The organism is Sphingobacterium prati (genome assembly GCF_013167215.1).
GTDB lineage: Bacteria > Bacteroidota > Bacteroidia > Sphingobacteriales > Sphingobacteriaceae > Sphingobacterium > Sphingobacterium prati.
The window spans coordinates 235,957-255,129 of record NZ_JABJWY010000032.1; the positions used below are offsets into that span (position 1 = coordinate 235,957).

Genomic DNA, 19,173 nt, shown 5'->3' on the forward strand with positions numbered 1-19,173 from the left:
AAATTATTTACTTAGTTCTGCGTAATATTTATGAAATAAAGGAATTGTTGAGATACCCATCAGATAATTCGCGATGCCATATTTTTCGTTTGGAGAGTGCAGGTTGTCGCTGTCTAATCCAAATCCCAGCAGCACTGTCTTAAGCCCTAAGACTTCTTCAAATAAAGCAACAATTGGAATAGATCCTCCGCCACGGGTAGGGATTGGTTTAACACCGAATGCATCGTGTAATGCTTTCTCAGCAGCTTTATAGGCAACGCTATCTGTTGGTGTAACTACAGGCTCACCGCCGTGATGTGGTTTTACTTGAACCTTAACATAATCGGGTGCAATACCTTCAAAATGTTTTTTGAATAGCTCCGTTATACGTTCTGAATTTTGGTTAGGTACAAGACGCATCGAAATTTTTGCATGTGCTTTAGAAGGTAGCACAGTTTTGGCACCTTCACCGATATATCCACCCCAGATACCGTTAACCTCTAGGGTAGGACGGATTCCAGTACGTTCTAATGTTGTATATCCCTTTTCTCCCCATATGTTTTGAATACCTAGATCTGCTTTGTATTCTTCAATGTCAAAAGGAGCTTCATTCAACGCCTTACGTTCTTCAGCCGACAATTCAATGACATCGTCATAAAATCCAGGGATTGCGATATGATTATTTTCATCGTGCAGGGAAGCGATGAGTTTCGCAAGAATCGTAGCTGGGTTTGCAACAGCTCCACCATATACACCTGAGTGCAGATCCCGGTTTGGTCCAGTAACTTCAACCTCCACATAAGAAAGTCCACGAAGGCCTGTCTCCAAAGAAGGTTGTGCCATACTGATCATAGAAGTATCTGAAATCACGATCACATCGGCTTTAAGTCTTGCCGTATTTTCCTTGACAAAAGTACCTAAGTTGACAGAGCCAACTTCCTCTTCACCCTCGATCATGAATTTGATGTTACATGCCAAAGCATTGTTTTGCATCATATATTCGAAAGCTTTCACATGCATATAGAACTGTCCCTTGTCATCAGCAGAGCCGCGGGCATATATTTTACCATCGCGGATAGTCGGTTCAAAAGGAGGGGTTTCCCATAATTCATAGGGATCAGCTGGCTGGACGTCGTAGTGACCATAAGTCAATACAGTAGGCAATGAAGGGTCAATGATTTTTTCACCATAAACAATTGGATTACCAGCAGTGGCACAAACTTCTACGTTGTCGGCCCCTGCATCACGCAGTTTTTGAGCGACAAATTCAGCTGTCTTCTGTACGTCGCCCTTAAATTTAGGATCAGCACTAACCGAAGGTAAACGCAATAAATCAAACAACTCATCTAAAAAACGTTGCTTGTTTGCTTCTACATATTCTTTAATGTTTTGCATATTGTTTGTATTTGAAACAAATTTACACAAATCGGTACATTTAACTCAATTTGTTGTAACCTTTTCAGAACTGACAGTGACTAATGTTAAAATTAAATCAAATATTATGGAAAAAGAGTCAATGGCAGCAATTATGGGTGTGGGATTATTCACCTGTATCACCCTTTGTGTTTATTTTATCATGCGTTACCGCAGTACCGCAATCAATATCCCTGTAGAGGATCGAAAGAAGCAGCCTTCAGATTGGCAGAAACCAGGTATTTTAGTGTTAGGAATAGGTCTTGGACTTCTTATTGTTGGCCTGATACAAAATTATGTAAATGCCGATCTGCCTGATTCATTAGCTGTTGCGATTTTGATCATAGCTGCCGGTGTGTCAATGATTATAGCCAATAAACTCGATAAAAAATACGACATTTAGCCCTTCAATGGATGAAATTTATATTCGAAAAGTACTGTCCGGAGATGTTGAGTCGTATCGGTATTTTATAAAAACGTATCAGGATATGGCTTTTTCTGTTGCGCTTTCTATCGTTAAGCAGGAGCATTTGGCCGAAGATGTTGTTCAAGAGGCTTTTATTAAATGCTATCAATCCTTAACCTCTTTCAAAGGCAAATCAAAATTTAGTACCTGGTTTTATCGTATCGTTGTTCATGTTGCTTTTAATAGCATCCGATACAAGAAATTAGCCCTGATCGATTTTGATTTGGCAGATCATGACCAGGCCTATGATGAGTCCATTCTCGATGAAATTATTAACAACGAGCGAAAAGAAATGATCAATGATGCCCTTGCTATTTTATCGCCTAAGGAATCTGTCGCCCTACGCCTATTTTATCTGGAGGAACAAGCTATGGAAGAAATTCAGGAAATAATGGGCTGGACACTTGCTAATACAAAAGTGATTCTACATCGGGCACGAAAAAATATGCAACAGGTTTTGAATCAATTGATAAAAAAATCAGAATATCATGGATAACGAACACAAGAAAATGAAACAGATTATACAAATGAGCAAAGTAAGCATGCCATTTGATGATTTAGAACAACGCATTATGGGACGGATTGAAGAGTTGGAAAAAGCAAAAATTAAAGCGCTTTCAGATAAAAAATATGCCATTGTATTTTTTCTTTTGGGATCGATCTGCGGTATTGTACTCAATAGCTATTATATGAATAAAATTCAAATGAGTGAGATGGCGGTCGCTTACCGTAATTATATCTCGATATTTTTCCAACTTATTTTTGTAATACTAATCTGCTTTTTTTGCCTGCAATTATGGAAATTGATCAAGATCGAACAACATAAAAGCTATCAATAATTTCGAATCTTTTATGGAATATATGTACTTTATATATCCTAGTATTAAAACCCTTTATTTCGTTTCAATTAGCGACTGATTTCTAAAAGACGCTTTCCGGGAAATAAAATTAAATTTATTGTAACAAAACATTGGTTTTATATACTAATGTTATATTGATATTAATATACTATCCAACAATTTTATGAAAAGAGTTTTGCAAATTCTCTTATTTTTCGTTTTTGGTATTCATGGAATAGCTATGGGGCAGTCCAAAATTACCGGAAAGATAAGTGATGTAAAAGATCAGGTTAAATTATCCGATGCTACAGTCATGTTATTAACCGCTAAAGATTCTATTTTGACAGGTTTTACGAGATCAGATGAAAATGGTGATTTTTCCTTATCCAGGCCAGATACGGGTTCCTATCTTTTGATTGTGAGTTATCCTAAATATGGTGATTATTATACACAAATTGCCCAAGGTAAGGACTATTCCAAATTAACTGTGGGATTGACCAAAACAGCTACTTTATTGGAAGAAGTTATCGTGACGGGTCGAATCCCTATCACCATAAAGGGAGACACCACAGAGTATGACGCTGGTAGTTTTAAAGTGGAAAAAAATGCGAAGGTGGAGGATCTGCTGAAAGTTTTACCCGGGATCACCGTGGACGCATCGGGCAAGATTACCGCGCAGGGTAAGACTGTCAAAAAAGTACTCGTGGATGGTGAGGAATTTTTCGGAGATGATCCAACACTGGTCACCCGGAATATCCGATCGGATATGGTCGATAAAGTGCAGGTGTACGAAAAAAAATCCGAGCAGGCTGAGCGAACTGGTGTTGATGATGGGCAACGTGAGCAGACCATCAACGTCAAGCTTAAAGACGGAGCCAAAAATGGTATGTTTGGAAAAGCGTTAGTCGGGGGTGGTACCAGTGATTATTACATGGGGCAACTGATGTTGAATAAATTCAAAGGATCTCAAAAGATCTCCGTATATGGTCTCTTTGGAAATAATGGTACAACAAGTATGAATTGGCAAGATGCGCAGAAATATGGCGGCGACTCGGGCGTTTCATACGGGGATGACGGATCCATGTCCTGGTCTAATTTTACGGATCCTTTTTCAGGGCAGGGTGTAATCGGTATTCCACGTGCCATCAATTCGGGTGTTAATTTTTCGGACAAATTCAACAAAGATAAACATAACGTCAATATCAACTATAAATATGGAAGGTTAAGCAGTGACGGGGATGATGAGACAATCAGCACAGGGCTGATCAATAATAAATCAACCAAATCTGTAGATACTGAGAATGATCAGCATCGTGCCAATTTAAAATATGATCTGAATTTTGATTCATTAAATACCTTGACCATCCGTGGTGGAGTTTCCCGAAAAAATCTTTGGTCGGACAACAAACGTGAAGCCTATCAGTTTACCCAGAATATGGATACAACTGTCGCTGAAAACACCCGTGAAACCATCAAGAATACTGTCAACGAGTTTAATTTTAGTACTTATTTCACGCATAAATTTAAGAAAAAAGGACGCTCATTTACATTTGATGGTCAATTCAGGCGAAATGAAATGATAGGAGATGGTTATCTATTCTCAACGGTTAAAAATTCCGTTAAAAAGGATACCACAGAATATAATCCAATAGAATCCACAGATCAACGCAAAGACCGTAATAGTAAAAATGACGTGCTGAGTGCTTCGGTTTCGTACACAGAACCTTTATCTAAAGTCTGGAATCTCGTTATAGGAACCGGAATAGAAAGTAGTAACAGTTCCTCCCGTGTCGGATCGTTCAATAAAGATGCTGACGGGGAGTATAATGAGCTGGACAGTCGTTTCAGTAATGATTATAATTTTGATAGGCGGAGCAGTAGGTATAAATTGGCCATAGTGCATACCACCGAAAAGCTAAAGTTTACCGTTGCCAATAATTTTAATAACGATAAACTGGAGCAATATAACAACAATAGTAAGCAGGGCCTGTCCAGAAGTTATTTTACCTATAATCCCAATGTGAGTGCTGGCTATTCCTTTACAAAGACCAAGGGGTTATGGATGAATTATACCGGAAAGAATCAATTGCCTTCCATGAGCCAGATTCAGCCCATTTTGGATAATTCTGACCAGATCAACCGTTATTTAGGAAATGAAAATCTAAAACCTTCGTTTAGAAACTCCTTAAATATCAATTATAACTCTTTTCGGATTCTTACCGGAAGTTATATCTATGCAGGGGGAAATATTACTTTGGATAAAAACCCGATCACACAAAACATTGATACTGCGCAAGGCCTCAATATCTATACCTGGAACAATGTTGGGGGTAAAACAAATACCTCAGTTAATATCTGGTCCGGATATCATTTTAAATTGAGTAAGAAATTGGGATTATCTAATTCGCCACAATTCTATGTGAATATGAGCGACAATTATAATCTATTCAACCAGCAATTAAACAAGGTCAATACGACGAACTTCAATTTTACGTATAATTTTAAACGAGATACCAAGACCGGATTAAATTTCGATTTAAACTTCAGCCCACAATACCGCTTAATGAAATCGAGCTTGGAACGTAATACGAATAGCAATGGTTTTGTATTCGGATCGAATGGTAGTGTAGAATATTTTGTAAGCAAAACCCTTAAAGTATATACAAACTATAGTTATACCTACGAAGCGGCAACAAAAGCATTTGATGAAAAATTTGAACAATTTCTATTGCATCCCGGTGTAAGTAAAAAGTTCCTGAAGAATGAATCCCTGATGTTGGATTTCACGATCAATGATGTCCTTAATCAGAATAAAGGTTTTAGCCGTTCGGCATCAACATCCATTTTTACACAACGCCGTTATGATACAATCCGGAGATACTATATGCTTAAGCTATCCTGGGACTTCACAAAAATGTTTTTATAAAATTTAAGTTAAATATCATGTTAAAATATATTGTTTTTCTCTTTTTGTGCTGTGGGGTCCTAAGCCTGAAGGCGCAATACACCCTATTCGGAAGGTCTGGCAGCATTTCCTACGATAAGACCATGTACATAAAAAATATTGTGGGTAAGAAATTCTTAGCGAAGGCTGATGATAACTCAAAACAGTTTTTTGAACGTATTCTTCCTAAGTTACCGGAGAGTGCCGTGCTGAAGAAAACCATGAAATTCAATACTACTGAAACTTTATTTGAATCGGTAAAGGATGAGAATCCAGATGCAGAGATTAAACAGTACATTATGATGCTTGCACTGGATTTTGAAGCAACTACCTTGTCCAATATGACCACTCGTTCTTTTCTAAGGTATAATGATATTGTAGGTGAAAAGATCATTGTTGAGGATACCATGAAACGGATCAAATGGAAGGTAACCGACGAATATCGCGAAGTCGCCGGATACAATTGTCGAAGAGCCAATGGGCTAACAGCAGATTCAATTTATGTGATAGGTTATTATTGCAATGAGATTCCTATCAGCGGCGGCCCTGAATCTATCAATGGCCTTCCCGGAATGATCCTGGGATTAGTCGTGCCAAGTCAACATGTTTCTTATTTTGCGACTAAAGTTGAATTAAGTAATGACCTGGTCATGGATAAAAAAAAGTTTGAAAAAAGTAAGGTAAAGCGGATGACGAGAAAGACCATGACCGATCAGATTTCGGGTGTGTTGTCACAACACATGAATAAAGAGACCGTTCAGTTTATTATGGAACTGGGAAATTTATAAGTTTTCGTGGATACACTTGAATAGAATCAAGTGTTTTACTAACCGTTTAGATAATAAAAGCCCTTCATAAAAAGGGCTTTTATTATGTTTTAAGTTTTTATGTATTTGTATATCAATTAATTGTGATTAATATTTGTATTTTTTTAATGATGTATTTTTTTTGAGATAAATTAAAATTAACTAAAACAAAATATTAGTTTTGTGTACGAATTTTATTTTTATAACTATACTATCCAAGCTATTTTATGAAAAGAGTGGGGCAACTACTTTTACTTATTTTATTCTGTTTCTACGGAATAGTTAATGCACAATCCCGAATTCAGGGTAAAATCAGTGATGTGAAGGATCATCTTAAGTTGCACAATGCAACAATTATGTTGTTGACAGCTAAAGATTCCATCTTGACTAATTTTACTCGGTCTGACGAAAACGGTAAGTTCTCATTGGAACAACCCGCATCTGGTGAATATTTTATTGTTGTCACTTATCCAAAATACGGTGAATATTATGCCGAGATTTTGCCTGGACAGAATTACAGCAACATGTCTATTGGTATGACCAGCAGTACAACACTGTTGGAAGAAGTGATCGTCATGGGACGTGTGCCGATTAGCATCAAAGGCGATACGACTGAGTACGATGCTGGAAGTTTTAAAGTTGAAAAAAATGCGAAGGTTGAAGATCTGTTGAAAGTGCTGCCTGGGATTACGGTAGATGCTTCGGGTAAGATTACGGCACAGGGAAAAACAGTGAAGAAGATGCTTGTTGATGGTGAGGAATTCTTTGGTGACGATCCCATTTTGGTCAGCCGGAATATCCGCTCGGATATGGTCGACAAGATTCAGGTCTACGAGAAAAAATCCGATAAAGCTGAGAAAACGGGTATTGATGATGGTGAACGTACCCAGACCATCAATGTGAAGTTGAAGGAGGAAGCTCGACGCGGAATATTCGGAAAAACAGACGTTGGTGGAGGTAGCGATAAGTTCTACTCCGGGCAAGGCTTTTTGAACTATTTTAATCAGTCTTTTAAGGTTTCAGCCTATTTTATCGCAAGTAACACGGGGAAGAGTGGACTCAGTTACGAAGAATCATCAAGTATGGGTGGGGACTATGATCGAGGAGATAATTTTGATGGTGAAGGTATTCCAAAGTCGCTGAATACCGGATTTCTATATTCAGATAAAACGGCTAATAAAAAACACGCTTGGCGAATCGACTATAAATATATTCGCTCCAATGTGGATCTGGTCCGAAATGTATTCACACGCAATGCAGCTCGCGATACAATATTGACCAGCAATAGTAATACGCTTGCCTCCAATGAAAATAAAAAACATAATGTTGGCTTGAAATACGAATTTAAAGTAGACTCGATGTCGGATTTAACGGTATGGGCAGGTGCTAACAAAAGACATGATAAAAGTTCTTCGGAGACACAATCAACTACCATTAATCAATTTGAACAGAGGGTAAACGATAACATCCGAAAATTTAAGAATGACACCAAATCAGAACAGTACAATGCATCGGCACTCTACGTACGAAGATTTAAAAAGAAGGGTCGTTCGCTGTCATTCAATTATTCTACATCGGGTTATAAACAGGATGGTGAGCAGGAATTATATTCCAAGTTGACATTTTATAAAGAAGGGAAAGCTGAAAGGGATTCAACCCTCGATCAGAAAAAATTTGTAAACAATAGCTCTTTTTCTATGGGTGGGGAATTTGCTTATTCCGAACCGATCTCAAAGAAGGTTATTTTATCATTTGAATACGGGCTCAATTTCAATAGAAACAACAACGCAGTTGAATCATTCGATAAAAATCGGAACACAGGAGCTTTTGATACACTAGATAGCTTGTATAGCAATGATTTCCTGTATAAAACGACAAAGAATAGCTATAACCTTGCGGTGAATTACAAACCACTAGAAAAGCTGGTAGTCAATGTGTCTAATAGGCTTGAAAATAGTAAGTTGTCTCAATTAAATCGAATGGAAAATTCAAATCTTTCACGTTCATTTTTTGTGTATAACCCTGTGGTCGATGTCAACTATGAGGTTCAAAAAAATAAATCACTTAATTTAGAATATCGTGGCACAAATGGTTTACCTTCTTTAAATCAGATTCAGCCACTACGATCGAATTTGGATCCCCTGAATGAATATCTAGGTAACGAGAATCTGAAACCATCTTACACCAATAATCTGAACCTGAGCTTTAGATCCTATTCTGTATTGGAAGACAAGTTTATTGGTATCTATTTAAGTGCTTCGCGTACAAACAATGCTTTGGTGCAAAATACAACAATCGATTCTTTGGGGAAAACCACCTTTGTCTGGGGCAATTTGAACCATCATAGTAATAATCAACTTAGTATCAGACCGATGTATTACGGTAAACTTTGGAAAAAATTTCAATTGAGACATGGCGGAGGCCCCTCGGCCTCATTCAGCAACAACTACAATTATGTCAATAGTGTTTTGGCGAATGCCAAAGTACAGAGCTATTCCCTATATTATGGGGTACAACGATCGACAACCAAAGGTCTGGATTTTGACATCAATGTATCTCCAGGATATCTTATCCAGGATAATTCCATCGGTGCAATGGAGGATAGCAAGGGCTTCACGTTTTCATCTGAGGGAAACCTGAAATACTTTCTACCGGCTAAATTTATTGTGCGAGCGAATTTCAGCTATAGTTATCAGGCTCCCACAGCAGTATATAGTAAAAAATTTGAACGGTTTGTATTGAGTCCTGCACTGTCAAAAAAATTCAGGAAAGATGAAAAACTGGAATTGACATTTATGGTCAATGACCTTCTAAAGCAGAATGTTGGTTTTGACCGAAGTCAAAACGGAACCCTGCTGACCGAACGTAGATTCAACACAATTAGTAGATATTACATGGTGAAATTCACTTGGGAAATCAATAAAATGCTCGTAAAATCAAAATAACATGAAAGATATCAAAAAGTTAATCGTCCTATTTTTAGGTTTATTCTTGGCAATCACTGCTGTTGGGCAATACGCTTATTTCCCCACCCAGGGGACTATTACCTATGACAAGACTATCTTTCTGAAAAATTTGCTCAAACGCTATGCAACCTATGCAAAAGATGAGGATATGCGCAGTTCCATTAAGGAAATGGTAGAGCAGGTTCCAAATAATCAGGTCTTAAAAAAGAAATTGACATTTTCTGCCGATGAGGTGCTTTATGAGCACCTTCCTGAAGAATATCCGGATGTTGTCAGTGGACTGATGCGATCGGGGATATTTGAGTCGGGGATCAGTGGCTATCAGAATTTGAAAAGCAAAGTGTTTAATTCGGTTTTCGAATTGGGAGGGGAACGTGTAGTCGTGGCTGATTCGACTTTGAAGATCAAGTGGAAAATTACTAACGAGTACCGTGAAATTGCGGGATATCCATGCCGCAGAGCCAACGGACTGGTACTGGATTCAATCTATGCTGTTGCCTTTTATACAGATCAAATTCCCGTTACCGGCGGACCCTCAGCTTTTAATGGTCTACCCGGAATGATTCTCGGTCTGGCTGTGCCTGAATTGCATTACAATATGTTTGCAACTAAGGTTGAACTTGGCCCTGTTACGGCTTCATCGGCGACATTATTGAAGAAAAAAGACAAGCCCCTATCCAGGCAGCAGGTTTATGATAAGCTGAAAGCCTCTTTTGGTGACTATCTGGGTATTAAAATTTATAATTTGGTGATGGCTTGTACGTTCCTCTAAAAGGGCAAAAAAAGGCCTTTCGTTTGAAAGGCCTTTTTTATGTGAACTCAGGAAAGATTATTTTCCGTCGTTTTTCTTAGCAGTAACTTCATTACGAATTTCTTGTGCTAAGGTTTTGATGTCTTGTAATCCTTTACGTACACGTGTACCAGCAGCAGAATTACCATTGTTGAAGAACTTGTCTGCATCAGCTTCGATAGAAGCTACTAACTCTTTTAATTTTACGTAGTTTTCCATTTTTTTATAATTATAATTTTAGTTTTTATGGTTTTTCCTAAACACTCCTTAAATATACAAAAACGAATCAAATAGAAAATAAATTTCGTTTTTTTTTATCGAAAAAGCTTAAAAAAAACTATTCAACAATCTTAAGTTCGTCAATAATGTTCGTTGCACCTGCAAATTTATCAATGATAAATAATACATAACGAATGTCAACTGAAATAGTACGCTGTAGCTTATGGTCGAAGATTACATCACCAGCCATTGCTTCAATATTACCATCAAAAGCTAGGCCAATTAATTCTCCATTTCCATTTATTACCGGAGAACCAGAGTTTCCACCTGTTATGTCATTGTCACTTAGGAAGTTTACTGGTAAATACCCTTTTTTGTCAGCATAACGTCCATAGTCCTTATTTTTGTACAGATCCATCAAACGTTGCGGTAAATCGAACTCTTCATCACCTTTTTTGTACTTCGCGATAGTACCTTTTAAAGTGGTGTAGAAATTCTTGTCAGCATCATTACGCGGGTCTTCTGGTAAACCTTTTATCGAACCATAAGAAAGTCGCAAGGTGCTGTTTGCATCCGGATAGAATTTACCTTTTGGATTAGATGCCAATACGCCAGCGACATATTTGCGGTAGGCTCCATCAAATTTATCTTGTTCTGCTTTTAAGCTAGGATCTTCCTGACGGTATTTGCTGATCAACGCTGAAGATAACTTGTACAAAGGATCATTTGCCAAAATTTCAGTATTGGGGTTTTGTAAGTAATTGTTCAAACGCTCAGCAGAAGCAAAAATGCTGTTCTTTACAGCTTCTTTGATGTAAGCTGTAAAATCAGTATTGTTCTTAGCCGCTAATTCAGCAACGTAAGGCGCGATATTTCCAGCTTTTTTTGCATATAGATTCAGTTCGTCAATTAACACCTGTTCTTCCAAAGGCATATACATTTTTTCGTAGCCAGCATCAATCGCCGATTTTAGACGTGGAAGGATATCTTTTCTTCTGGCTTCATCGCCAGCAGCGTAAACCTCTAATCCAGATCCGATCGTGTAAGGTAGGGTTGCGATTGCACTAGACCGAATCATTCCCATCAGGTAATTGTCATGTCTGGCTTTCTCATTGGTGGCGGTATAGAATGCATTGATTGTTTTGATCACGTCTCCATATTCCGCTTTGTTGGCTGCCTTGTTTGCCCATTTATCAAATTTGACCTCATCTTTAGCTTTTGACTCGGCCGTTTTATGTAAAGTCAACGCGTCTATCATACCTTGACGGTTTTTCCAATAATTGGCTACTTGCGAGTATTTTGAAGCATAGTTTAATTTAACAGCCTGATCTTGATCCATGAATTTTTTCATGGCGTCCATACCAGTTTTAGAAGCCTCAACCCAAGCAGGGTAGGCAAATTTTACATTTTGATTGATTCCTCCGGAAGGCATCCAACGATTCGTACGACCAGGATAACCCAAGATCATGGCAAAATCCCCTTCCTGAACACCTTTTAAGCTAACAGGTAAGAAATGTTTTGGTTTCAATGGGACATTGTCCTGCGCATACTCCGCCGGATTTCCGTTTTTGTCTGCATAGACGCGGAAAATAGAAAAGTCACCTGTATGACGGGGCCATTCCCAGTTGTCCGTGTCCCCACCAAATTTGCCGATACTATTTGGTGGCGTTCCCACTAAACGTACGTCAGTATAATCTTGGTATACAAAATAATAGTACTCATTTCCTTGATAAAAAGATTTTACTTCAACAACGTACTTGCCATTATCGCTGTTCTCTTTTTGGATTTTAGCGATCTCAGCAGCAATAATCTTGTTGCGCTCATCTTCACTCATTTTATTGTCAACCAGGCCTAAAATGCGTTTTGAAACATCATCCATTCGGACAAAAAAGCGTACAGATAGTGATTTGGGTTTCAATTCCTCGCTTTTTATTTTTGCCCAAAAACCATTTGTTAAGTGGTCATTTTCTGGTGTAGACAATTCAGCAATTGCGCCATATCCACAATGGTGATTGGTAAATACCAAGCCCTGGTCAGAGACAATTTCTGCGGTACAACCACCGTTGAATTGTACGATCGCATCTTTTAAGCTAGAGTGGTTAATGCTGTAGATTTCTTCGGCACTCAGACGAAGACCCTTTTTTTGCATATCTGCCTCATTTAGACGCTTTAGATACATTAAAAACCACATTCCCTCATCGGCAAATGCAGTAAAGCTTGTTGTTATCAGCAACAAACACATCCATAATTTTTTCATATCAACCTGATAAAAAGTTTGTTTATACCCTACAAAAATGCTTTAATTCTGTCAAAAACCAAAATATTAGACTTTATATTGTGCTTTTTCCCAATTTTTATGTCAATTAAAAGTAAATGTGTAAGGGAATGACCTTCAAAGAAAGGCAAATGGACTCTTTTCCTTATCTTTGTAGGATGCAGCAATCATTTGAAAATTTTAAATTCAATAAACAGATCTTAAATGCGATCACGGAAGCGGGCTATCAGCAACCGACTGAGATCCAGGAAAAGGCAATTACACCGATATTGGCAGGGCAAGATGTGATGGGGATAGCCCAAACCGGAACCGGCAAAACAGCTGCATTTGTATTGCCCATGTTGATGAAATTGAAGTATGCACAGGGAACTGACGCACGTGCCTTGATCTTGACGCCAACCCGAGAGCTGGCGATGCAGATTGAGGAGAATATTAAAATATTTTCGACTTACCTTGATCTACGTTCTGTTGTTTTATATGGTGGACTAGGACCTAAGACACAAATAGAAACGCTTGAAAAAGGAGTTGATATCATCGTCGCTACACCGGGTAGATTCTTAGATTTATATTTAGAAGGACATATTGTCGTTAAATCACTCAAATTTTTGGTTTTGGATGAAGCGGACAAGATGATGGATATGGGTTTTATCAGCAAAATTCATCGCGTATTGGAAATTGTTCCGCGTAAACGCCAGAATTTATTGTTTTCCGCGACAATGAGCGAACTGGTCCGAAAGATTGCAGGTGATTTTTTGGCCTTTCCTACAATTATTGAAGTTTCAGAGCAAGCGACACCTGCTAAAACGGTCAGTCAGGCTTTATATGTTGTTCCTAACCAAAAAACGAAGCTGAATTTACTACAGCATCTATTGAAAGACGATCAAGCTTTTAGTAGATTGATTGTTTTTTGTAAAACAAAACAAGTTGCAGATAATGTTTTTCATTTTTTGGAACGTAAATACGGCAAAGATGAGGTGCGTGTCATTCATGCAAACAAAGGGCAAAATACGCGTATTAATTCAATCAATGCATTTAAGGAAGGGAATATCCGTATCCTAGTCGCAACGGATGTTGCCGCACGGGGACTCGACGTTTCCAATGTAAGTCATGTGATCAACTTCGAGGTTCCTATTGTTATAGAAGATTATGTCCATCGTATCGGAAGGACGGGACGCGCTTTTAATGAAGGTGACGCAATCACTTTTTGCAATGAAGCCGAGAAATATTATGTTCGAAAAATTGAGAAATTGATTAAACAAAGTATTCCGGTTTATCCGATTCCGGACGAAGTATTTGTGGAGAAAACACCTTTTCAGGAGAAGCAGGATATTGCACGTGATATTGATAATCAAAAGAAAAAAGACAATCCAGATTATCAGGGCGCTTTCCATGAGAAGAAATATGTCATTAAACAAAAAGAAGTACGCGAAGCCCAGCGTGCCTCAGGGTATAAGCCAAAGGCCAAAAGCAAAGGGAAGTCTGGTGGTAGTAAATCCACAGGATCAAGCCGTAATTTCAAGAAACGATAACCAACATGCGTTTTACCCCATTAAATATTGCTAGTGCATGCTTGGTCGCCTGGTTTGTCATGGAAAATCCCAATGATGAAAAGGCGCTCTTTACATGGGGAGCATTTATCGCGTTGATGCTACTATTGACAATCGTTGATATCCTTTTCAGGGTGCTGCTCAAAGACAATAAAAGAATGTGGATGTTGCAGCTCGTATTTTTGGTCGTGGTCTGTGTCGTCAGTCTGATCGTTAAAGTGACATTTGCGTAGAGAAAAATAAAAAAATAAGATGAGATACGATGTTGCCATGGGCTTACAAAACTGAAATCTCACTACTAAATACTCATATCTCAATACTAAAATGAAAAAAGCAGAAATAAAATTACAAGTAGAGCTTGATGAAAACAATGTTCCTGAAAACATTATGTGGTCATCTACGGACGGAAATAATGCGGAGGAATTGCCTGCTAAAGCGATGTTTTTAGCCTTATGGGATTCACATTACAAAAATTCAATGCGTATCGACCTTTGGACAAAAGATATGCCTTATGATGAAATGAAGCGTTTTTTCTACGAAACTTTACAAACGTTGGGCGATTCTTTTATCCGTTCTTCGGGTGGCGATCCCATGGCCGAGAAGGTTATTGGCGATTTGCGCGATTACTGCGCACATTTTGCCGATAAAATGGAAGTATTAATGCCACAACAATAGTATCTAACGCTTAATAATTATTCGATTATGCAATATTTCTTAGTGAAATCTGAACCATTTAAATATAGTTGGGAACAATTTAATAAAGATGGACGGACGTTTTGGGATGGTGTTCGCAATTATCAGGCTAGAAATAATATGAAAGCGATGAAAGAAGGGGACTTGGTTCTTTTTTATCATAGCAACGAGGGGAAGGAGGTCGTTGGTGTGGCGAAGGTGGTGAAAGAGTTCTATCAAGATCCAACAACTGACGATGAGCGCTGGGTTGTAGTGGATTTAGCTCCGGTTGAAACATTGAAGAAGCCTGTGACATTGGAAACAATCAAAGCGGATGAACAATTGCAGGATATCGCATTAGTAAGACAGGGCCGTTTATCAGTGATGCCGCTAAAACTAGAGGAATTTGATCGCATCTTAGCCTTAGGCAACGAAGAGTAACGGTTCTAAAAGCAAGGCGGTGGAATCCAGTTATTTTACGGCTTATAAAGATGCCTACAACCCATAAAAGAAAGCGGTGATATATGTCTATATCACCGCTTTCTTCTCATACGTCAATGCCAGATTAGTTTTTCTGGCTGAACAGACTGACCAGTGCTTTTAATTTTTTTGCATTTTCGGGCTTTAATTTACCCGCAAGAATAAGACGAAGTTCCCTGCGTTGCAGTGCATCCTCGTAAGCTTTGTGTTCTGATTCTGTTTCGGGAATCAATACCGGCACAGCTTTGGGATTATTGTCGGCATCAACAGCAACGAAAGTATAATATGCTTCATTGGTTTTTACGCGTGTGCCCTCGGGCAAATTTGAGGCGAAAATTTCCATGCGCACTTCTAAAGAACTGTTAAATGCACGGGTAACTTGCGCTTGTATAGTGACGACTTCACCCAATTTAATCGAACGCTTAAAAGATACATTATCCACGGACACCGTAACAACCACATTGCTACAATGCTTCTGTGCTGCAATAGCCGAACAGATATCCATCCAATATAACAAACGGCCACCCATTAGGTTTCCAAACGTATTGGTATCATTTGGCAGAACCAGTTCGTTCATTTCGGTGTACGACTCGCGGGCAAATTTCTCTATCATATTATTTTTATTATTATCTTTTAAATTCTCTGAACTGTTTTTCGATTATTTCCAAAGATTTTATAAATGAAGTCGGTATATAACCGAGTTCATTTTTGGATTTACTGAGATCAAAACCTGTCTGACGAGGCCTGTTGTCCGCTTGTCCTATGCTTGCCGCACTGATCTCCGAAATCAATGTTTTGTCCAGTTTCCAATATTCTGCAATTTTATAAACCGCTTCGTTAATAGCCATCAACTCTGCCCCAGAGATATGGAATATCCCCTGAGCTTGTCGCTCAATGGCCAATTGACAGGCATGCGCTAAATCATCTACAAATGTAGGCATTCTCCATTGGTCATTAACCACTTTTATAGCTTCTTTCTGAGATAGCTTTGCCTTTGCCCAAAGGACTAGGTTGGAACGATTCGGATCCCCGTTGATACCGTAGACCAAAATTGTACGTAAGATTGCATAATGACAGGAGGACTGTTCGAGCACTTGCTCTGAGGCATATTTGCTTTTCCCATATTCACTTTGGGGATTTGGCATATCAAGCTCGTGATAAGGACTTCTCTTTTTACCATCAAAGACAAAATCAGTCGAGATATGAATTAATTGCGTCTGATTTTGTTTACAGTAACTAGCCAATATCTGTACAAGTTCAACATTAAGTAGTTGACAGGTCGCTTTATCGGCCTCACATGCTTCGACGCTGGTCATTGCTGCTGTATGGATAATCGTATCAAAAGTATGACCGGATAAGAAATCCATTAATATTGACTGATCCAATAAGTCAACCTGGCAGAATACATATCCGGCTTGATTGGGATTTCTGTTCGGCCCTTTTGAAATGGCTGTAACTTCATAAAGATCATTTCCAGAAAGCAGGTCTATGACCTTCTGACCCAAAAAACCATTGGAACCTGTGACAAGAATTTTTTTCATCCGTATAATTGTTTTTTTTATACCTATTTTGATTTAAAGGCTGCTTAAAGTAACATCATCCGTCCTTCCGTGGAGTTCACTCGCGTACACAAGGATCGAGAAATGAAGCAGGGTATTTTTAAGCGTTTAGTTTGTCCAGATAAAGTCCATTTTATTAGACTGTTTCATTACATTCTCGATGACGGACTTCTCCAGATCGAGAATAGATTTCAATGCATCATAATCGATCTTTTCTGCATCATCCGTAGGCATGTGATAGTCTGGGTGTCCACCAGTATGGAAAAACAATACTGGAATATTCTTTTTATAAAACGAAGTCTGATCGGATCCACCATTCCCATCTTTGCTTAAGTTGAATTTTATAGGGGCTTGGATATCCTTGAAAATCGTTGGCCATTGACTACTTGTTCCATATCCGATGACAGCAAGTCCATTATCGGGATTGTAGCGTCCGATCATATCCATATTGAGCATTGCTGTGATCTTTTCAAGTGGAAGAGTGGGGTGCTCCGTAAAATATTTCGAACCTACCAAACCCAGTTCTTCTGCGCCGAAAGCGATAAATAATAAATTATAAGGTTCTTTTTCCTTATTAGTACTGAAATAACGGGCAAGTTCCAATAAGCCTGCAGTACCTGATGCATTATCATCTGCGCCATTGTGGATTTTGCCAACACCTAAGGAATCTTTCGAACTACCTTGGTGGCCTGTGCCCAAATGATCGTAATGTGCTCCTATAACAACTGTTAATGCAGCTCCGTTATCAATGAAACCTATAATATTATCTGCATTGCGGATACTGTCAGCCACTTTTACTTTCCAAACCTTTGCTTTAAAAGATTGACGATAGCCTTTTTCGCCTCTGGGTTGCAATTTATATTTTTTGAATTCCTTTTCGATATAATCCGCAGCTTTGAATACTTCTTTGCTACCAGTTCCTCTACCTTGCATTTTATCATCGGCCAGGTAATAAATATGTTTCTTTAAATTCGGAATTTCAATTTGTTGTGCCTGCGCCAATTTTGTCACAAAAAGTAAACAGATAATTGGGAATAAGCTTATGTTTTTCATTTTTTAGTGTTTTGAAGTGAGATGGGAGTAAAAGAAAAGCCCTGCGATTAACAAGGCTTTGTAAGATATTTCGTTAATCTTCAACGATTTCGCTATGGATACTCGATTTCTCTTCTTTTTCCGTTTTGAAATATCGTTTTTGAAACAATAAGATCAGTACAACCCCCACTGAGATCGCGGAATCGGCGATGTTGAATACAGGGCGGAAGAATAAAAACTCTTCACCTCCCCAAAAGGGGACCCAAGTAGGGAAAGTTCCCTCAATGAGAGGGAAATAAAGCATGTCAACCACTTTTCCATGCAAAAAGGATGAATACCCTCCACCAGTTGGAAATAAAGCGGCTTTTTCGTAATAGGTGCTTTCACTAAAGATCACGCCATAGAACGCCGAATCAATGATATTTCCAAGCGCACCAGCAAGAATCAAGGCAACATTTAATATAAAGCCGCGATTGTATTTATTTTTGATCATGTAATGTAGACCATACCCGATACCGGCTACGGCCAGTATCCGAAACACGGTCAGGAATAATTTTCCATAATCACCACCAAATTCCATTCCATAAGCCATACCATTATTTTCAATAAAATGGATTTGGAAGAATTTTCCTAAAATGTGATGACTTTGTCCAATTGTCATGGAGAGCTTAACCCATATCTTTGACAATTGGTCTATTAAAAGAATCGCGACAATTAGTGCGACTGGTTTCGTATACCCCTTCATTGTGCTATAAAAATGGTCTTTGCCGGAGCAAAGACCATATATTTTGCCTAAATTAATATTGTTTGTTTTTTGCTTCGATGCTCAACGTCGTATGTGGAACAGCTTTCAAACGCTCTTTTTGGATCAGTTTTCCAGTTTCCCTACAGATACCATACGTTTTGTTCTCGATGCGCACCAACGCTGCTTCCAGGTTGTCGATAAACTTCTTTTGACGTGCAGCCAATTGGTTGGTTTGTTCCTTTTCTAGTGTTGCAGAACCATCTTCTAAGGTCTTGTACGTACCTGCAGTATCGTCTGTACCATTCGCATTGCTATTATTAAGCGTTGCTGTCAACGAGGAAAGCTCTTCTTTTGCTATTCTAAGCTTGTCCAAGATAATATCTTTAAATTCTTGTAATTCTGAATCGCTATAGCGTGTTTTCTCGTTGTTGTTTGCCATAA

The 19,173-nt window shown here is 38.5% G+C and carries 19 protein-coding genes; 11 read left to right on the forward strand and 8 right to left on the reverse strand.

The window, feature by feature from the left end:
- Nucleotides 1-3 precede the first annotated feature (3 nt).
- Nucleotides 4-1,374 (reverse strand): dipeptidase, encoded by a 1,371-nt coding sequence (locus HPC41_RS09350; protein ID WP_172393750.1) that lies wholly within the window; start codon nt 1,372-1,374, stop codon nt 4-6.
- Between the two features lie 106 nt (nt 1,375-1,480).
- Here HPC41_RS09350 and HPC41_RS09355 point away from each other — a divergent pair, with 106 nt between their 5' ends.
- The 7 genes from HPC41_RS09355 to HPC41_RS09385 all read left to right on the forward strand — a co-directional run bounded on the left by HPC41_RS09355 (nt 1,481) and on the right by HPC41_RS09385 (nt 10,185).
- Nucleotides 1,481-1,795: a hypothetical protein gene (locus HPC41_RS09355; RefSeq protein WP_172393751.1), complete on the forward strand. Its 315-nt coding sequence runs from the start codon at nt 1,481-1,483 to the stop codon at nt 1,793-1,795.
- Between the two features lie 7 nt (nt 1,796-1,802).
- Entirely contained in the window at nt 1,803-2,354 is a 552-nt protein-coding gene (locus tag HPC41_RS09360; RefSeq protein WP_172393752.1) for an RNA polymerase sigma factor, read from the forward strand.
- A complete protein-coding gene (locus HPC41_RS09365) occupies nt 2,347-2,697 on the forward strand; it encodes a hypothetical protein (protein WP_172393753.1) in 351 nt (116 codons plus the stop codon). Before HPC41_RS09360 ends, HPC41_RS09365 begins: the two co-directional genes overlap by 8 nt.
- Before the next feature lie 184 nt (nt 2,698-2,881).
- Nucleotides 2,882-5,623, forward strand: a complete 2,742-nt coding sequence (locus tag HPC41_RS09370; RefSeq protein ID WP_172393754.1) for an outer membrane beta-barrel protein — start codon at nt 2,882-2,884, stop codon at nt 5,621-5,623.
- 17 nt (nt 5,624-5,640) lie between these two features.
- Nucleotides 5,641-6,429 (forward strand): GLPGLI family protein, encoded by a 789-nt coding sequence (locus tag HPC41_RS09375; RefSeq protein ID WP_172393755.1) that lies wholly within the window; start codon nt 5,641-5,643, stop codon nt 6,427-6,429.
- 245 nt (nt 6,430-6,674) lie between these two features.
- The gene (locus tag HPC41_RS09380) at nt 6,675-9,392 is read left to right on the forward strand and encodes an outer membrane beta-barrel protein (protein WP_172393756.1); all 2,718 of its coding nucleotides are present in this window, start codon (nt 6,675-6,677) and stop codon (nt 9,390-9,392) included.
- A gap of 1 nt (nt 9,393) precedes the next feature.
- A complete protein-coding gene (locus HPC41_RS09385) occupies nt 9,394-10,185 on the forward strand; it encodes a GLPGLI family protein (RefSeq protein ID WP_172393757.1) in 792 nt (263 codons plus the stop codon).
- Nucleotides 10,186-10,242: 57 nt separating this feature from the next.
- Here the strand turns inward: HPC41_RS09385 and HPC41_RS09390 are convergent, their stop codons facing one another.
- Together HPC41_RS09390 and HPC41_RS09395 are read right to left on the reverse strand one after the other, a co-directional pair.
- Nucleotides 10,243-10,422, reverse strand: coding sequence for a hypothetical protein (locus tag HPC41_RS09390; protein WP_045753606.1), 180 nt, complete (start codon nt 10,420-10,422; stop codon nt 10,243-10,245).
- Nucleotides 10,423-10,540: 118 nt separating this feature from the next.
- A complete protein-coding gene (locus HPC41_RS09395) occupies nt 10,541-12,679 on the reverse strand; it encodes a S46 family peptidase (RefSeq protein WP_172393758.1) in 2,139 nt (712 codons plus the stop codon).
- 176 nt (nt 12,680-12,855) lie between these two features.
- Here HPC41_RS09395 and HPC41_RS09400 point away from each other — a divergent pair, with 176 nt between their 5' ends.
- From HPC41_RS09400 to HPC41_RS09415, 4 genes are all read left to right on the forward strand, one after another.
- Nucleotides 12,856-14,226 (forward strand): DEAD/DEAH box helicase, encoded by a 1,371-nt coding sequence (locus tag HPC41_RS09400; RefSeq protein WP_172393759.1) that lies wholly within the window; start codon nt 12,856-12,858, stop codon nt 14,224-14,226.
- Nucleotides 14,227-14,231: 5 nt separating this feature from the next.
- Nucleotides 14,232-14,477, forward strand: a complete 246-nt coding sequence (locus tag HPC41_RS09405; protein WP_172393760.1) for a hypothetical protein — start codon at nt 14,232-14,234, stop codon at nt 14,475-14,477.
- Nucleotides 14,478-14,568: 91 nt separating this feature from the next.
- The gene (gene gldC / locus HPC41_RS09410) at nt 14,569-14,919 is read left to right on the forward strand and encodes a gliding motility protein GldC (RefSeq protein WP_088160288.1); all 351 of its coding nucleotides are present in this window, start codon (nt 14,569-14,571) and stop codon (nt 14,917-14,919) included.
- 27 nt (nt 14,920-14,946) lie between these two features.
- Nucleotides 14,947-15,357, forward strand: a complete 411-nt coding sequence (locus HPC41_RS09415; RefSeq protein WP_172393761.1) for an EVE domain-containing protein — start codon at nt 14,947-14,949, stop codon at nt 15,355-15,357.
- Between the two features lie 124 nt (nt 15,358-15,481).
- Here the strand turns inward: HPC41_RS09415 and HPC41_RS09420 are convergent, their stop codons facing one another.
- The 5 genes from HPC41_RS09420 to HPC41_RS09440 all read right to left on the reverse strand — a co-directional run bounded on the left by HPC41_RS09420 (nt 15,482) and on the right by HPC41_RS09440 (nt 19,171).
- Nucleotides 15,482-16,009: an acyl-CoA thioesterase gene (locus HPC41_RS09420; protein WP_120261652.1), complete on the reverse strand. Its 528-nt coding sequence runs from the start codon at nt 16,007-16,009 to the stop codon at nt 15,482-15,484.
- 13 nt (nt 16,010-16,022) lie between these two features.
- Complete coding sequence (locus HPC41_RS09425; RefSeq protein ID WP_172393762.1) at nt 16,023-16,937, reverse strand: SDR family oxidoreductase; 915 nt, start codon at nt 16,935-16,937, stop codon at nt 16,023-16,025.
- A 126-nt stretch (nt 16,938-17,063) separates the two neighbouring features.
- Nucleotides 17,064-18,008, reverse strand: a complete 945-nt coding sequence (locus HPC41_RS09430; RefSeq protein ID WP_172393763.1) for a M20/M25/M40 family metallo-hydrolase — start codon at nt 18,006-18,008, stop codon at nt 17,064-17,066.
- A gap of 73 nt (nt 18,009-18,081) precedes the next feature.
- Complete coding sequence (locus HPC41_RS09435) at nt 18,082-18,732, reverse strand: lipoprotein signal peptidase (protein WP_172393764.1); 651 nt, start codon at nt 18,730-18,732, stop codon at nt 18,082-18,084.
- A gap of 52 nt (nt 18,733-18,784) precedes the next feature.
- Nucleotides 18,785-19,171 carry a TraR/DksA family transcriptional regulator gene (locus HPC41_RS09440; RefSeq protein WP_046674049.1) on the reverse strand — a complete coding sequence of 129 codons (387 nt, stop codon included), beginning with the start codon at nt 19,169-19,171 and terminating at the stop codon, nt 18,785-18,787.
- Nucleotides 19,172-19,173 lie beyond the last annotated feature (2 nt).

Bases quoted from the DNA above. Each gene is read 5' to 3' on its own strand.
- HPC41_RS09350 (WP_172393750.1), bottom strand. From the start codon at position 1,374: ATGCAAAACATTAAAGAATATGTAGAAGCAAACAAGCAACGTTTTTTA.
- HPC41_RS09355 (WP_172393751.1), top strand. From the start codon at position 1,481: ATGGAAAAAGAGTCAATGGCAGCAATTATGGGTGTGGGATTATTCACC.
- HPC41_RS09360 (WP_172393752.1), top strand. From the start codon at position 1,803: ATGGATGAAATTTATATTCGAAAAGTACTGTCCGGAGATGTTGAGTCG.
- HPC41_RS09365 (WP_172393753.1), top strand. From the start codon at position 2,347: ATGGATAACGAACACAAGAAAATGAAACAGATTATACAAATGAGCAAA.
- HPC41_RS09370 (WP_172393754.1), top strand. From the start codon at position 2,882: ATGAAAAGAGTTTTGCAAATTCTCTTATTTTTCGTTTTTGGTATTCAT.
- HPC41_RS09375 (WP_172393755.1), top strand. From the start codon at position 5,641: ATGTTAAAATATATTGTTTTTCTCTTTTTGTGCTGTGGGGTCCTAAGC.
- HPC41_RS09380 (WP_172393756.1), top strand. From the start codon at position 6,675: ATGAAAAGAGTGGGGCAACTACTTTTACTTATTTTATTCTGTTTCTAC.
- HPC41_RS09385 (WP_172393757.1), top strand. From the start codon at position 9,394: ATGAAAGATATCAAAAAGTTAATCGTCCTATTTTTAGGTTTATTCTTG.
- HPC41_RS09390 (WP_045753606.1), bottom strand. From the start codon at position 10,422: ATGGAAAACTACGTAAAATTAAAAGAGTTAGTAGCTTCTATCGAAGCT.
- HPC41_RS09395 (WP_172393758.1), bottom strand. From the start codon at position 12,679: ATGAAAAAATTATGGATGTGTTTGTTGCTGATAACAACAAGCTTTACT.
- HPC41_RS09400 (WP_172393759.1), top strand. From the start codon at position 12,856: ATGCAGCAATCATTTGAAAATTTTAAATTCAATAAACAGATCTTAAAT.
- HPC41_RS09405 (WP_172393760.1), top strand. From the start codon at position 14,232: ATGCGTTTTACCCCATTAAATATTGCTAGTGCATGCTTGGTCGCCTGG.
- gldC (WP_088160288.1), top strand. From the start codon at position 14,569: ATGAAAAAAGCAGAAATAAAATTACAAGTAGAGCTTGATGAAAACAAT.
- HPC41_RS09415 (WP_172393761.1), top strand. From the start codon at position 14,947: ATGCAATATTTCTTAGTGAAATCTGAACCATTTAAATATAGTTGGGAA.
- HPC41_RS09420 (WP_120261652.1), bottom strand. From the start codon at position 16,009: ATGATAGAGAAATTTGCCCGCGAGTCGTACACCGAAATGAACGAACTG.
- HPC41_RS09425 (WP_172393762.1), bottom strand. From the start codon at position 16,937: ATGAAAAAAATTCTTGTCACAGGTTCCAATGGTTTTTTGGGTCAGAAG.
- HPC41_RS09430 (WP_172393763.1), bottom strand. From the start codon at position 18,008: ATGAAAAACATAAGCTTATTCCCAATTATCTGTTTACTTTTTGTGACA.
- HPC41_RS09435 (WP_172393764.1), bottom strand. From the start codon at position 18,732: ATGAAGGGGTATACGAAACCAGTCGCACTAATTGTCGCGATTCTTTTA.
- HPC41_RS09440 (WP_046674049.1), bottom strand. From the start codon at position 19,171: ATGGCAAACAACAACGAGAAAACACGCTATAGCGATTCAGAATTACAA.